We start from the raw sequence: 13,949 nt of genomic DNA, 5'->3' as shown, positions 1-13,949 counted from the left end.
TCAGTTGCTATTTTTCACCGTCTGCACAGCTGCGGTGACCGTCAAGATCGGAGAAAATAGCTGGCTGATCAGCTGAATGAGTTTGCTGGGCTGGTTTGCCGCCGCATTGCCGAAATAGAGCACGTCCTTGTCCCGCATGGCGAAGCGCTGCGCGAGGAAATAGGAACCAGTTTTCATCATGTTGAGATGATAAACCCGTGGCACCTCATTGCCCTGGTCATCGCGGGCGTAGCGGAAAACAAAGATCGCCGCAGGATTGCCGATGCTTGGATTAACGCCACCCGCGTTAGCAACCGCTTCCGCCAGCGAAACCGAGGAACGACTGAACGGAACCTCCTCAACCCGTCCCGGAGCGCCCAGCACCGAATAGGTACGCGGATTGTTGATCAGCATCAGGCGATCGCCAGGATAGGCCCGCACGTCGAGCTTAGGATTATCGACAAGATCATTGATGCGGACGTCAACGCTCCGCTCGCCCCGGATGATACGCAGCAACAAATCCTTGGTGTTTCCGCGGTAACCGCCGGCCAATGCGATCACGTCGGACAGGGTCTCGCGATTGGTTTGCAATACTAGCCGACCCGGCTTGGCTACCTCACCCCCAACAATTATCGAGTTGGTGATGGCCTGATTCAGTGTGACGATCACCTGCGGGTTCTGCGACAGCCGCGCCAACGAGTTGCGGATCATCGCCTCGACTTCGCCGGTAGTAATCCCCGCCACATGAAGCGTGCCGGCATAGGGTATGGTGATGTCGCCCAGATCATCGACCCGCGTCGGCGGCAACTTTTGCACCTGCACCCCGGGATTCGCCACAATCTGGCTCATTCCCCCTAGTAATCCCCGCCACATGAAGCGTGCCGGCATAGGGTATGGTGATGTCGCCCAGATCATCGACCCGCGTCGGCGGCAACTTTTGCACCTGCACCCCGGGATTCGCCACAATCTGGCTCATTCCCCCGCCACCACCGCCGGCACCTGCGAATAAGGTGACCCCCGCTTCGTAGATATTGATGTCCAGCACGTCGCCCGGGCCGATCATGTCGGTCGGCGGCGGCGTGAGGTCGGGCAGCAATCCCGTGGCCACCGCGTCCGCTACCGGTACGTCCGCGATCGTATGGATCGGAACGACCTGGATCGGCGATGCTCCATGCCCGGGAGCGCGCGCAGCTTTCTCGATCTGTCCCCCGGTGGGGCCGCTGGAGGGGAGCGTTGCGCACCCCGCAAGTCCAGCGAGCAGGATTAGATAAACGCTATTCTTAAATTGCATCGCTAATGAACTCGGAGGCTTGCGGGTTCGATTGGCCGACGCCTTAGCATCGGGATTCAGCAATGGACAATAGTTCCTCTCGCGATTGCGGCAGCAAGACGTGCTTGGCCTTGCGCCTCGTCCCATGTTGCCCTAGCGCAAGGCAGCTTAGGTTCCCTTGAGGCGCTGCAAAGATATTATGAACGTCAATCCCTCGTTCCCGGTCGAGGCCGAAGCACCCGCCCAGCATTCCGCCGTAGCGCATTGGCTCAAGCAGCGCCGCTGGTTCCTGCTGATGGTTGCGCTGCCCACCCTTTTGGCGGCGCTTTATTATGGCTTGATTGCCTCCGACGTCTATGTCTCGGAATCCCGCTTCGTCATCAAGAGCCCAGACCAGAAGCGGTCGCAAATGTCGACGCTGGCCAATCTGGTGCAGACAACCGGCCTGTCCGGCGGGCACGAGCAGACGAACGAGGTGCTGACCTATGTCCGCTCCCGTGATGCGCTCGAGGCGCTGGAGCGGGCCATCCACGTTCGTGACAAATTCTCGATTCCCCAAGCTGATTTTCTGAGCCGCTTCCCCCAGCCATTTGCCGACAACAGCTTTGAAAGCCTGTTCAAATATTATGGCAAGCGGGTCGATGCGCGCCTGGACGCTGAAGCGGGCACCGCGATCATCAAGGTCGAGGCATTCACTCCACAAGACGCCTATGTCATCAATCGCCAGCTGCTGGACCTGAGCGAGGGGCTGGTCAATCGGCTCAACACCCGCGCGCAAAGCAAGGGGATTGCCGAGGCGCAGAAGCAGGTCGAACTCGCAACCCAGCGGGCCAGGTCTGCGCGGATTGCGCTAGCGCAGTATCGCAACGCCCAGGCGCTGATCGATCCGGCCAAGCAGGCGGGCGGCGTGCTGGAAATCGCCAACACCATGATCGCGGAACGGGCCGCACTTCAGGCACAACTCGACCTGATGCAGCGCCTTACCCCCAACAATCCCTCCATCCCGGCGCTCCGCAATCGCATCGGCGCGATTTCCGTGCAGATTGCATCTCAGAACAGCCGGGTCGTGGGCACTGGCAGCGGCATCGCCTCGAAGATGGGCGGTTATGAGGATCTTGTGGTGGAGGAGAAATTCGCAACCGAAAGCCTGACGGCAGCCAATGCTGCCCTGGTCCAGGCACGCGCCGAAGCGCTGCGCCAGCAATTCTATCTGGAGCGTGTGGTCGACCCTAATACACCCGACACACCCTCTCTCCCCAAGCGCTTCCTCAACATCCTAATTGTGTTCGCCGCATCCCTGTGCCTCTATTTCATCGCCTGGATGTTCATGATCGGCGTCCTTGAGCATGCGCCAGAAGATTGATCATGGCAAAAGGCAGCTTACACCAACTGCGCAGTAGCTGGGCCGTGCAGGTTCGAGTCATCCACGCCTTGATGGTCCGCGAACTGATCACCCGCTTCGGGCGAGAAAATATCGGCTTTCTCTGGATCATGGCTGAGCCCCTGATGTTCGCCGGACTTGTCGGGCTGCTATGGCATTTCACCCACGGCGCCACCCAACATGGGGTCAGCGTGATCGCATTCGTAGCGACGGGCTATATTCCGCTAACCCTGTTCCGACATTGCGTTGCGCGGAGCGTGGCGGCTTTTACCGTCAATCAAAGCCTACTCTATCATCGCCAAATCAAGGTTGTCGATTTCATCATGGCACGGTTCATAATCGAACTTGTCGGCGGCATGATGGCGTATCTGTTTATAGCCCTGTTCCTGATCATAATTGGCGAATTTCCCATACCTTCCGATATCGGACTGCTGATTGCAGGCTGGATGCTATATGGCCTGTTCTGCTTCTCTCTATGCCTCATTCTAGCGCCGCTTTCTGAAGTATCGGAGACGGTAGAAAAATTTATTCCTGTTACGACTTACATCATGATCCCCTTTTCAGGAGCATTTAACATGGTGTCGTGGGTGACGCCCGCCGCTAAGAATTTTTTGCTTTTTTCTCCTTTCGTGAATGCAATGGAGATGATGCGGAAAGGGATTTGGGGGGACAAGATCACTGCTTATTATGATCCCTGGAATCCAATCGTCTGCTCTGCCATCTTTATAATGATCGGCCTCATCCTGTGTCGTCGCGTGCGCCGTATGCTGACCGTCGAATGATCATTTGCCGCAACATTAAAAAATCCTACTCACATGGCGGCCGGCGCAAGCAGGTGTTCGATGGCGTGAACCTGACCGTCAGTCGGGGCGAACGCATAGCCTTGCTGGGACGAAACGGCGCAGGCAAAAGTACGCTGATAAAATTAATCGGCGGCGTCGAAATGCCGACCTCGGGCAAGATTACCCGTACTATGTCGGTATCTTGGCCCTTGGGTTTTGCAGGCGGCTTTCAGGGTAGCCTGACCGGTTATGACAATGCGCGTTTCATCGCGCGAATCTATAAACGCGATTATACCGACATCCGCGCGTTTGTAGAGGATTTCAGCGAACTCGGCAGCCAATTGAAGATGCCGGTGAAAACCTATTCTTCCGGCATGCGCGCACGCTTGGCCTTCGCCCTGTCGCTGGCGATAGAATTTGAATGCTATCTGATCGATGAAATAATTTTAGTTGGCGATCAGAATTTTCAGCAAAAATGCCGAGTAGAAATGTTCGAAAAGCGCGAAGATAGAGCGATGATCATCGCTTCGCATGATATGGGATTTATGAGGGAATTCTGCAATAGTGCAGTGATCCTTCATGGAGGATCACTAAGTAAATATGATGACGTAAATTTGGCAGTTGATAATTACTCACATTTATAATCACTATTTGCTTATAATAATAAATACTCCTAAAATTATACTTAATATCATTTTTATGAACACCTAACGATCTCGATTTCAAAGTCAGCATACTATCCATTGGCAAATCTATCCGGCATTTCGGCATTATGCTGCTTATCGGAGAAGCGGTATCATATCGGCGGCGAATGTAGAGCGATCATGGCAGGCAGCGCGGCGTAAATAGTTCCTTGTCGTTGCCCTCTGACGTATTGACATCATAGTTGGAGGTGTAGGCCATCTTCAGTGCCTCGCGAGGCCACGCATTATCCTGCCAACTGAAATAGCTGATCAGGGCGCCGGTGTCCGCCCTGCCACCTGCCACATCCTTCATCGCCTGCACGGTTGGACACCTCAAAGTACTGTCAGATTTCGGCATGATCGCGACGTGACGGCGCGCGAGGGGATGCGGCGAGCAGACATGTCAACTGGCTGCCGGAACGAAGCCCCTTGCGACGCAGCCGCCACCAGAGGCTATCAGGCAGGCTTAAAGAGCAATCCGGAAGGCATCGCAATGAATGGACAGCGCCAGCCACAACCTGGCTGCTTTCATAGGATCAAGTTCTGTCCGGCTCGACTGCATGGCTGGCTGCGATAGCGGATTGAAGAAAGGGAACAAAGCAAAAGCGGAAATTCCATTTGACCGTCGCCTCAGTAGCTATGGGATATCATACGTGAGTCGACCAACCATCTTAGTACCATATAGTACCTATTGACTATCGAGATACCAGATAGCTAGACAGTATCTGGAAAAGGGAGCTTTTCATGCCCACGATCGCGTTCGTCAGTCCAAAAGGCGGTGTCGGCAAGACCACTGCTACCCTCCTACTCGCCTCGGAGATCGCGCGTGGTACGCAAGTGACGGTGATCGACGCCGATCCCAACCATCCAATCCGGGCTTGGGGACAGAAGGCCGAGATCCCCGAAAATCTCTTGATCGTTGCCGACGTCGATGAGGACAATATTCTTGACCGGATTGAGGAAGCCTCCGCACAGACGCCGTTCGTCATCGTCGATCTGGAAGGGACGGCCGCTAAAATCGTGCTGCTCGCCATCAGCCAAGCCGATCTTGTCGTGATCCCGATGCAGGGATCACAACTCGACGCCGAACAAGCAGGTCGCGCGATCAAGGTTCTGAAGCAGCATGAAAAGATGACCGGGAGAGCGGTCCCTTTCGGCGTACTGCTCACCCGCACCAGCCCAATCATCCGCACCCGCACCATGGGACATATTCAGACCGGTCTAACCGATGCCGGGGTGCCGGTGTTCGCGACGCAGTTGCATGAGCGGGAGGCGTTTCGGGCGATCTTCTCCTTCCAGAAGACGCTGGAAGATCTGGACGAGAAGGATGTGCCCAATCTCGATAAGGCGATCGTCAATGCCGAGCAGTTCGCGGTCGAGGTGATCGAACGATTGCGACAGGGCCGAAACGCGACTGCAACCAAGACGGAGATGGCATGATGAGCAGGGCCAATCCCTTTGGCGACCTAGGCGATTTCGCCCCCGAAAGCCCCTCCCGCCCTGTCGCGACAGAGGCGATTGACCAACTTGCGCAGGCAAGTGGGTTTCCGAGCCGGAAGGCTCAGGCTGCGCCCTCCCCTGCCCCGGCGCGTCAGCCTAGGCGTCATACCACTGGGCGTAATCGCCAGATCAACATCAAGGCAACTGAGGAGACGATCACGGCGCTCTACAGCATTGCCGACGATATGGATCTTCCGTTAGGCGCGGTGCTGGAACTGGCCTTGGCTGCGCTAAATGAGAAGCGGAAGGCCTGAAGGCGCGATTAATGAGTGAACTGGTCAATTAAAACGTAGCGGCTAAGATAGCTATAGATATCCTATAGCTATCCTATCTTTACCCTGAACTAGAAACGCAGCCTGAAGACCACGGTCTCGCTTTGGCCGCTGCTCTCTGCGCCGACTTCGCTGTTCACACCGATGAAGAGGCCTGCGCTGCCGAAGGTCGCGCCCTGGTTTACGAGGATGGAGCGCGCGTTGAGCACCGATCCGGTAGGGCCGATGAAACGGCCGCCCGCGACAGTCAGTTCACCCGTGGTGAAATCGCCCGAGAGGGCCACCGTACCGCTGTCCTGCCGGGTCCGCTCGAAGCCGGTGAATCCCGCGAGGGGCAGTTCCTGGGGCGCTACGTCGATGTCGCCCGTTGCCAGGATCAGCGGGTCATCGCCGCCATTGGCGATGACAGGACCGCTCACGGCAGAACCCGCACCAATCGTGAAGCTGCCGCCTGCAAAGCTCAGCGCCCCATTGATGGTGCCCAGGTGTACGAGGCTGTTTGGTGCTTGCCCGGCTTACCGACGACAGCACAATCACCTCGGCAATACCGTGACTTTCGAAATCGATAAGTTCCAAGTGATTAGGCTTCGAAATGGCAAACCATGCTGCTATCTGATAGCTACTGATATCCTTTTGGTATCCAGCTAGGCCCCCCCTACGACTTACTGTGCAGCACAAGGCCTGATCGACGAAATACCCTAACCGCCTGCTCCCGTTGGGGAGCATCCGCGCCGCTCCGCGGCGCGTTCTGACCTTGCGCTGTGGGTGTAATTTAGAGGGGGAGAAAGATGGTGGGGCGAGGTGTTATGTCGAATGATCGTGTTGGCCGGGTAGGCCAACTCCGTTGTTTTCTTTAATAGATGAATTCAGTAGCGGTTGAGGTTCTTTTTGAGACTCACGCTCTTGGGCATCTATCGCGGCGCCGAGACGGGCGAGGATCTTGGCGAGAGGGCCATTCAGCTTCGCCTGCTCGTGCGCTGAAAGCCGGGCGCACATATGCTCCATATCCTCGATCCGCTCGGCTTCGCGTTGCAGTTCGTCGTCAGGGATCGGGGCAGGGCGCATCCAGCGGGGCAGATAAGCCTGGACGATCTTAGGCAGGAAGGCGCGATAGGCGTTGGAGGTCTGCTCATAGCGAGGACCGGGGCCATCGCCCTCCACGCGCTTGAAGCGGCGCTGGCGGACGAGAAAGCCGATCCCCTCCAGTATACGTAAAGCACGGGCAACGGTGGCGCGACCAAGGCTGGTCGCTTGCGTCAGATGATCATAGCTCGGGAAGACGCGGCCCTTGTTGAGGCGGGCGAGGGTCAGGATTTCCTCGAAAACCCGCACGCTGGCGGCGGTGAGCGTCGTTAGCAACCGCTCTGCAGGGGTCAGTTCCCGCCCGTCGCGCCGGGCTTCGCTGCGCAGCTGGCGGCCCGCGTCGAGGATGCGGCGTGCGGCGCGCAAAAGGCGGTCAGTCTCTCCCTTGGCCGGGGCGACGAAGAAGACATGTTCGAACGTGCCCGCTTCCACGCTATCGCGCAGTACTGGTGCGCCGGTCGGGTGCGGCGCACCGGACCTCGCCTTGCGGCCGCCACCCTGTCTTCCGGGCGATTTTACAGCGGCGAGCGCACCGACCATCGCCTCGCTAAAGCCAAGCGTTCCCATTCGTCCCTCCATGCGGAAGGCCGTCACCAGACAAAAAGATACCGTGGCGCGAAGCGCGCATCCTTGAAACGGCGTTCGATCTGGCGTAGAGAGGAGGGAGTGTTAGATCCCGGTTCGACGTTTGGCGACGTCGCTCCACTACCCAAATGGATGCCCGGCCTTCGTGCCGGGCTTTCTATTATGTGGTCACAGCCACCCCTTCATTCACCTGCGCTCAGCCCCCATGGCCAGCTGCAACATATTCGCAGCAATATCCGCGTGGTGGAAGGCTTTACGGTTCGTGCTTTCGAGTAGGAAAGCGAAAATTCACCCCGTTTGATTCGTGCTTTCGAGTAAGAATTGCGCTTCGATTCGTGCTTTCGAGTAGAATTAGACCGGCGCAATTCGTGCTTTCGAGTAGAAATTACCGCCTCGAAGAAACGCAGGCGCGAATCAGGGAGGCTCAAGGATAGGCGGTAGGGAAGGGGGCTCTCAGACCTCTTCGGCCTGGTCCTCGATCATCAGTTCATGGCTGGGCTGCGGCCGACGGGAGAGGATGACCCGCGCCTTGGCAGGCCTGCGCCCCACTTTACGGGGACCGTCCTCGGCCGGTGCGTCTTCGATCAGGCTGATGTCATAGTCGGGGATGACGTTCGCCGCCGCGATCTGCCGCATGGCGATGCGGAAATTGGACAGCGGGTTCTGAAAGCCGATCTGGAGTTTCAGCGTCTGGAGGTCCATTTCCAGCGGCTCGCCATCGACACAGGTCGAGCGGGCTACCTCATAAATGCGGCGCTCAATCGGGCCAAGCTGAAAATAAGTTGACGCATAATCAAGCACTTGCCGGTCACGCAGGATAGCGCGGAACAGCCAATCGCACAGCCGAACCTTGACTGCCTTCAGCCGCTTTTCGCCCTTGCCAGAACGCGCATATTGCAGCCGCGCTTCGGATAGCCAGGAGAAGAAACCGTCCTCGCCTTCGCCCCCAGCCTCGATATTCGTCTTGATCTGCGTGCCCTGCAACCGCTCCAGCGCATCAGCGAGGCGCGAGTAGGAACGGGCGCTATGATTGGAGCCCGTGACGCTGAACAGGTCGTGGGCGGTGAAGGTGAAATCCTGAGAAACCGCCGCGCCTTCATCGATTTTTGAGGCCATGAGGCTGGCGATGTAGAGGACGATTTCCTTGTCATAGATGGTCGCAACGCCCCGGGCGCTCGGCCGCACCTCGATAGACACGGTGGGGGTCGCGTAGGCGAGAGGCTTCATCCAGGCATTTTTGCTGAGCGCAAAGAAGGGAAAGGCCATCAGCGACCGCTCGCCGCGGATCTCGCCGATCAGCGGGCTGTCAAGCTTGAACAGTTCGCCCTGCGGGGTGGCCATTTATGATCGTTCCTTGCCCATTATGCCGCTTTGGCAATTTCTACTCGAAAGCACGAATCAAACTGCGGTGCGCATCGTCTCTGGACTTTTGCACCTCATGGAAACGCAGCCTTGTCGAAGGGGGGTTCTATCTGCAAGCCCCCTTCGGCCAGCCACCTTTAACAATGGTTTTGCCCTCATGCCGCCCAATGCTCGCGCCTTGGCCATTTTTCCGCCAATCGACACGCCTGACGTACCATCGAACCGCCTCCAATTATCACCAACCGCCGGATAATCGGCTTTCCCATTTTCGAGATGCTGCCCAACCGCTGCTTTCCGCCGGTCGAGTGTTGGCACAGTGCCAGGCCGAGCCGGCGGCGAAGTCACGGCTTTTGCGGAGCGTCTCGATCGGCGGAGCGAGTGTGTGGATTGCCTTGGCGGCAGTAGGAGGCGTTTGCGGGCGCCGCACCCGGAAGCGTTAAGGTCATCTCGTCTTCGTCGAGAAGGTCATCGAGAACTGCAAGATTTCTGGTATCAACCCGCACGTCTGACTGAGTGATACGCTCACCAAAATTAGTCACAGGTCATCCCGGCAACGCTGCCGGCGAACTCATGGCATGGACACGTGCGCTGAAAACACCGCTTGCGCTTCATGTGACGCCTCTCTTAAGGAGCCGAATTTACAGAAGTTGGTTTCCAATCTAAAACTGGTTCGCTCGACACGAAGAAACTCTTGGATAGCGGGAACCAAGCGTCGTTCGTGACCATGCGACGCGACTTTGATAGAAGCGGCGAACTCTATTGGTCGCTTAGCATCCATTCCAGCGTATCACGCAAGGTGTAAACCGGCCGCTGTCCGGTCATGTGCTCGATCTTGCTCCGGTCACCCCACAGCATCTTGACTTCATTCTGGCGAACAAAGGCAGGATTGACCGTAACTTCGAAATCATGGCCCGAGATACCTTTTATCATCGAGATCACATCCCGCAGGGAAAGGGCCTCGCCCGAGCAGATATTGAAAATCTGGCCAATGGCTCCGGGCTCGTTCAGCAAAGCCAAATAGGCGAGCACGACATCACGCACGTCTGAAAAATCACGCGCCACGTCCAAATTGCCCAGTTCGATCGTCGTGGCCTTGCGGCGGACATGATCGACGATCTTGGGGATAACGAAATTGGTGGCCTGCCCGACCCCGGTATAATTGAAGGGCCGCGCGATAATAATCGGCAATCGATCCTGGTAAAGGCGGGCTACAAACTCCATCGCAAGTTTGCTGACAGCGTAGTCGTTGATAGGATCCGGCGCCACATTTTCATCGATCGCGCCGCTAACGCGATTGCCGTAGATGTTGGCGCTGCTGGCGAGAAGCACGGCTTCAACGCCGCCAGCGGCGCTGATCGCCTCCAACAGGTTGCGCGTACCCACTATGTTGGTGCAATATATGTCCTCGACAATGCCATGGGACACGAACGCGATGGCAGCTAGATGTACCACCCTGTCGGGCCGCACCATGGCTAGAATGTCCTTTAGAGCCTGAGCATCGGTAAGATCGCATTTATGCGAAGCCGCGAGCCCCTCCACCGGAATCGTGATGGCGCTGTGTGAGATACCGATGACTTCATGCCCGCGCTCCGCCAGCAATGCCGTCAGATGGCGACCTGTAAAACCGTCTGCCCCGGTAACCAATATCTTGCTCATAGCCATCTCACCATAACGGATGATGCGAGGTCCCGGCGGCGGTACGCGCCGCAGGGCATCACGTTCCCTGTCATCGCCTTAGCCCCGTCAGGGAGATCAGAAGGATGCGTTCGCACTGTTTCGGACGATGTCGGCATCGACCATCATCTTGCAAAGTTGCTCCAGCGTAGTTTCGGGCTTCCAGCCCAGCTTCTTGGTCGCCTTTTCGGGATTGCCGATAAGGAGATCGACCTCAGCCGGACGATAAAAGCGCGGATTCACCCGCATCACCGTCTTTCCGGTGGCGGTATCGATCGCGACTTCATTATCCTCCTTACCGGAAAACTCGACGTCGATGTCAGCCGCCTTGAAAGCCATCTTCACAAAATCGCGGACGGTTTCGGTTCGGTTGGTCGCTAGAACATAGGTGTCGGGTTCATCCGCCTGAAGCATCCGCCACATGCCTTCGACATACTCTTTTGCAAAGCCCCAGTCGCGCTTGGGATCGAGATTGCCCAGTTCAAGGCAGTCGAGCTTGCCCAGCTTCACCTTGGCGACGCTGTCAGTGATCTTGCGGGTCACGAACTCGCGGCCGCGCAGCGGGCTTTCGTGGTTGAACAAAATGCCGCTGCAACCGAAAATATCGTAGCTTTCACGGTAATTAACTGTGATCCAATGGGCATAAAGCTTGGCAACGCCATAGGGGCTTCGCGGATAAAAAGGCGTGTCCTCGACCTGAGGGACCGCCTGGACCTTCCCGAACATTTCCGAGGTGCTGGCCTGATAAAAGCGGATTTTGGGATCTACGATCCTGATCGCCTCGAGCAGGTTGAGCGGCCCGATACCTGTGATCTCGGCCGTTGTGACAGGCTGGTCGAACGACACGCCGACAAAGCTCTGCGCGGCAAGATTGTAGACTTCGGTGGCGCCGGTGGTCTGCAGAAGCCGAATGCTGGACGACAGGTCGGTCAGATCATATTCGACTAGCGTCAGATTAGGGTGATTGGCAATGCCAACCTCTTCGATCCGCCAGAAGTTCACCGAACTCGTCCTGCGATATGTGCCGTAAACCTTGTATCCCTTGCCCAGAAGCAATTCAGCCAGATACGCTCCGTCCTGCCCGGAAATTCCAGTTACTATCGCAGTCTTCATAGTTCCCCTCATGTGGCACAAAAAGCTGGCTTCAGGCCAGACAGCGAGATCCGTGCGGCTGTGTCGTCGATCCCCGCGCCAGATGCAACTCTAACAACAAAGCCTCGCCCAATTGCCTCGCGCTGAGGCGACGTCCAATTCTGTCTCGGGCACGTCATAACCCAGCGTATCAAAAAGTGTCTTGTGACGCTCATAGATGCGCTGTGCATGGTGAGACGGCACAATGTCGCGCCACAAGCCAGGCTTCCCCTGCCAGCCATGCTTATTGGGCAGCGCCTGAAACACACGCAGATCATGCGTTATAAGCGCACGCTCTATACTGCCCGGCGCCAACCTCAGGCACTGAAAACTGTCATAGAACGCTTCTGCCCCTCTGACGACGCCGTCTTCATAACGGAACAGGATCGATGCCGGGTCATGAAACCATTGATAGGAGGGCGACAGCAAGGTTTCGGCACCAAATCCCGTAGCATAGCGCAGGAATGCATCGGATGCAGGATCCTGCCCGACAAGATCGGACGGAATATCAGTATTGCCTTCTAACCAGCGCGACGTCGCAGGTTCATGCCGGATGAAGTGCATGACCGAGCACAAAATATCGAGCGGATGACGCAGCATCACAATGGGACGAAACCCGTTGTCCTTCAAGAATTTCTGGAAATTGGGCTCTCTGGGCCAATGGATTTGAATGCCGATCACATCGGGCATGTCTCTAAAATCCAGATAATTATGCTGTGCGTCCTCCTCGATGCCCAATGCATCACACAGCACCCGCCGAACCCAGCTATTGCCGCTTCTGGGCGCGGAAACGATGGCAAAGCGGGTCATGAGCGCCCTCTACAGCGCAAACATCGCTTCCACCAGTTCCTTGAACATTCCGTCATCAGTGAAGCCTTCGCGCGCAAAGCGCATCGCTCTAACGATGCAAAGATAAGTGTAGGCCGACCTTGCCGAAAATGACCTCGGCGAGCAGTTCGGCCGGATACAGTCACGCTCCATCGACCGGAAAAATTAAAACGCCTACGGGACTTTTGCAATGATGCCGAAGCAAGTGCTTGCATAGCCCGCAACTGCCGACTTGATGTGTGCTGTGACAATTGATTGCCCCGCGCCTTGTCCTTCCGGCCAGTGAGAACCATAGGGGGGGATGTCAATGAAGCTGTCTAAAGGCTTATTTCCAACAAAAAAATCAAGAGGAAAAACCTCGTATCCTTTATTTGTTAATTCCTCAGCCAATTGTGCAAAATGCTTTTTCTGAAAGAGAACGCAGTGGGGGTCGTTATCAAGCGTCTGTTCATCATTATTGAAATTAAATTCCGTAGTGTGAACAGATATTCCTCCGGATCGCAATGTCTTCATTGTATTGATAACAAAATCAAGCCCATGACGAATCGATCCAAGATGTTCCATCGAACATATTGACCAACAAAAATCATATTCAACAAGATCTGATGGTATTGAATTCATATCGACGAAGCGATGTTTGACATGTTTATCAAAAACGGCACGAGCAACCAAATTTCCTTTAAATGAAGACTCAAGCGTAGAGCTGTGCTCATTGCTATCGAGCCATCCAACAGATTTGGCGATTTCTGTCTCGAGGTCAGTCACTAGGGTGTCGACGCCCTGCGAAGCGAGATAACTGGCTATGGGCTCTTCTCCGCAACCAAATCCGAGCGCTCTAGCCCCCGGCCGAAGTGCTCCATGCTCATAGATCGCTTGTAGAACATAGGCATACTCCCACAGCTTCCTATGAAAGATAACTGGAAGCTTGAGTTCGCCCAGCCAATATGCCACCCAATCGCTTTCAAGATCCTCTTGGGTTGAAGGTTTCCAATTCAATCCAATGCGTGCGCGCTCCAGCCCATTTCGTATAGGCAGATCTGCGGCAAGCTGGATGGCCAATTGGTATCCAAAATATTTCACAGTTTGCCGTAGCATGGCATAATCTTCAGGCGGATTCGCGACAACACCTGACGAGACATTGGCCGAGAGTGCGTCGTCCGTTCTTTTTGGCGATGTCTGCTCAGAGCCGTAGAAAGCCCGCTTAACCGATTCAATGACTGCCGGGAGGGCATCTGCCTCTATTGTATTGTTGGAGAGGTACGACGAAAGAATTTGAGCAACCAAGGCATTAGAATCAGTCTCAGGCATCCCATTCTCCACTAACACCTTCGAGAGCCACCCCATATCGGCCTCGAACAATTTAACAATTGGAAGTCTCTGTCTTCGCGCGCATTGGCGAAATCTCGATACTCACGATGG

General features: G+C 56.0%; 15 protein-coding genes and 1 pseudogene. 5 read left to right on the top strand and 11 right to left on the bottom strand.

Translation table 11 applies throughout. The features are described from left to right. Complete coding sequence (locus tag ACZ5ZH_RS17310) at positions 1 to 816, bottom strand: polysaccharide biosynthesis/export family protein (protein ID WP_464775257.1); 816 nt, start codon at positions 814 to 816, stop codon at positions 1 to 3. Then, complete coding sequence (locus ACZ5ZH_RS17305) at positions 764 to 1,270, bottom strand: polysaccharide biosynthesis/export family protein (protein WP_464775264.1); 507 nt, start codon at positions 1,268 to 1,270, stop codon at positions 764 to 766. Before ACZ5ZH_RS17305 ends, ACZ5ZH_RS17310 begins: the two co-directional genes overlap by 53 nt. A 178-nt stretch (positions 1,271 to 1,448) precedes the next feature. Between ACZ5ZH_RS17305 and ACZ5ZH_RS17300 the strand changes: the two genes are divergently transcribed. From ACZ5ZH_RS17300 to ACZ5ZH_RS17290, 3 genes are read left to right on the top strand one after another with little or no spacing between them, the layout of a single operon-like run. Beyond that, positions 1,449 to 2,612, top strand: a complete 1,164-nt coding sequence (locus tag ACZ5ZH_RS17300; RefSeq protein ID WP_464773349.1) for a KpsE/RkpR family capsule polysaccharide export protein — start codon at positions 1,449 to 1,451, stop codon at positions 2,610 to 2,612. A 2-nt stretch (positions 2,613 to 2,614) separates the two neighbouring features. Next, positions 2,615 to 3,412, top strand: a complete 798-nt coding sequence (locus tag ACZ5ZH_RS17295) for an ABC transporter permease (protein WP_464773348.1) — start codon at positions 2,615 to 2,617, stop codon at positions 3,410 to 3,412. Continuing rightward, positions 3,409 to 4,056, top strand: coding sequence for an ABC transporter ATP-binding protein (locus tag ACZ5ZH_RS17290; RefSeq protein ID WP_464773347.1), 648 nt, complete (start codon positions 3,409 to 3,411; stop codon positions 4,054 to 4,056). Before ACZ5ZH_RS17295 ends, ACZ5ZH_RS17290 begins: the two co-directional genes overlap by 4 nt. Positions 4,057 to 4,234: 178 nt before the next feature. On the opposite strand, the gene ACZ5ZH_RS17285 is transcribed toward ACZ5ZH_RS17290, so the two are convergent. Then, positions 4,235 to 4,408 (bottom strand): hypothetical protein, encoded by a 174-nt coding sequence (locus tag ACZ5ZH_RS17285; RefSeq protein WP_464775263.1) that lies wholly within the window; start codon positions 4,406 to 4,408, stop codon positions 4,235 to 4,237. Between the two features lie 431 nt (positions 4,409 to 4,839). On the opposite strand from ACZ5ZH_RS17285, the gene ACZ5ZH_RS17280 reads away from it, so the two are divergent. Together ACZ5ZH_RS17280 and ACZ5ZH_RS17275 are read left to right on the top strand one after the other, a co-directional pair. Next, complete coding sequence (locus tag ACZ5ZH_RS17280; RefSeq protein WP_464773345.1) at positions 4,840 to 5,535, top strand: nucleotide-binding protein; 696 nt, start codon at positions 4,840 to 4,842, stop codon at positions 5,533 to 5,535. Beyond that, the gene (locus ACZ5ZH_RS17275) at positions 5,532 to 5,849 is read left to right on the top strand and encodes a hypothetical protein (protein WP_464773344.1); all 318 of its coding nucleotides are present in this window, start codon (positions 5,532 to 5,534) and stop codon (positions 5,847 to 5,849) included. The genes ACZ5ZH_RS17280 and ACZ5ZH_RS17275 overlap by 4 nt, the downstream gene beginning before the upstream one ends. Before the next feature lie 89 nt (positions 5,850 to 5,938). On the opposite strand, the gene ACZ5ZH_RS17270 is transcribed toward ACZ5ZH_RS17275, so the two are convergent. The 8 genes and pseudogenes from ACZ5ZH_RS17270 to ACZ5ZH_RS17235 all read right to left on the bottom strand — a co-directional run bounded on the left by ACZ5ZH_RS17270 (position 5,939) and on the right by ACZ5ZH_RS17235 (position 13,838). Next, positions 5,939 to 6,286 carry a hypothetical protein gene (locus tag ACZ5ZH_RS17270; RefSeq protein ID WP_464773343.1) on the bottom strand — a complete coding sequence of 116 codons (348 nt, stop codon included), beginning with the start codon at positions 6,284 to 6,286 and terminating at the stop codon, positions 5,939 to 5,941. 385 nt (positions 6,287 to 6,671) lie between these two features. Next, on the bottom strand, positions 6,672 to 7,517 hold the full coding sequence (locus ACZ5ZH_RS17265; RefSeq protein ID WP_464773342.1) for a helix-turn-helix domain-containing protein: 846 nt from the start codon (positions 7,515 to 7,517) through the stop codon (positions 6,672 to 6,674). Between the two features lie 471 nt (positions 7,518 to 7,988). Then, positions 7,989 to 8,876 carry a replication initiator protein A gene (locus ACZ5ZH_RS17260; RefSeq protein ID WP_464773341.1) on the bottom strand — a complete coding sequence of 296 codons (888 nt, stop codon included), beginning with the start codon at positions 8,874 to 8,876 and terminating at the stop codon, positions 7,989 to 7,991. 233 nt (positions 8,877 to 9,109) lie between these two features. Beyond that, positions 9,110 to 9,297: pseudogene (locus ACZ5ZH_RS17255) on the bottom strand (transposase); the annotation flags it as partial. Between the two features lie 356 nt (positions 9,298 to 9,653). Beyond that, the gene (locus ACZ5ZH_RS17250) at positions 9,654 to 10,553 is read right to left on the bottom strand and encodes a GDP-mannose 4,6-dehydratase (protein ID WP_464773340.1); all 900 of its coding nucleotides are present in this window, start codon (positions 10,551 to 10,553) and stop codon (positions 9,654 to 9,656) included. Between the two features lie 96 nt (positions 10,554 to 10,649). Next, positions 10,650 to 11,684 carry a GDP-mannose 4,6-dehydratase gene (gene gmd / locus ACZ5ZH_RS17245; protein WP_464773339.1) on the bottom strand — a complete coding sequence of 345 codons (1,035 nt, stop codon included), beginning with the start codon at positions 11,682 to 11,684 and terminating at the stop codon, positions 10,650 to 10,652. Between the two features lie 90 nt (positions 11,685 to 11,774). Further along, the gene (locus tag ACZ5ZH_RS17240; RefSeq protein WP_464773338.1) at positions 11,775 to 12,512 is read right to left on the bottom strand and encodes a hypothetical protein; all 738 of its coding nucleotides are present in this window, start codon (positions 12,510 to 12,512) and stop codon (positions 11,775 to 11,777) included. 192 nt (positions 12,513 to 12,704) lie between these two features. After that, on the bottom strand, positions 12,705 to 13,838 hold the full coding sequence (locus ACZ5ZH_RS17235) for a hypothetical protein (RefSeq protein ID WP_464773337.1): 1,134 nt from the start codon (positions 13,836 to 13,838) through the stop codon (positions 12,705 to 12,707). Positions 13,839 to 13,949: the final 111 nt, after the last annotated feature.

It is taken from the genome of Sphingobium sp. TomMM7A, from assembly GCF_055397305.1.
The sequence above is the reverse complement of the archived record's forward strand: the minus strand, read 5'-3'. Positions and strand labels throughout refer to the sequence as shown.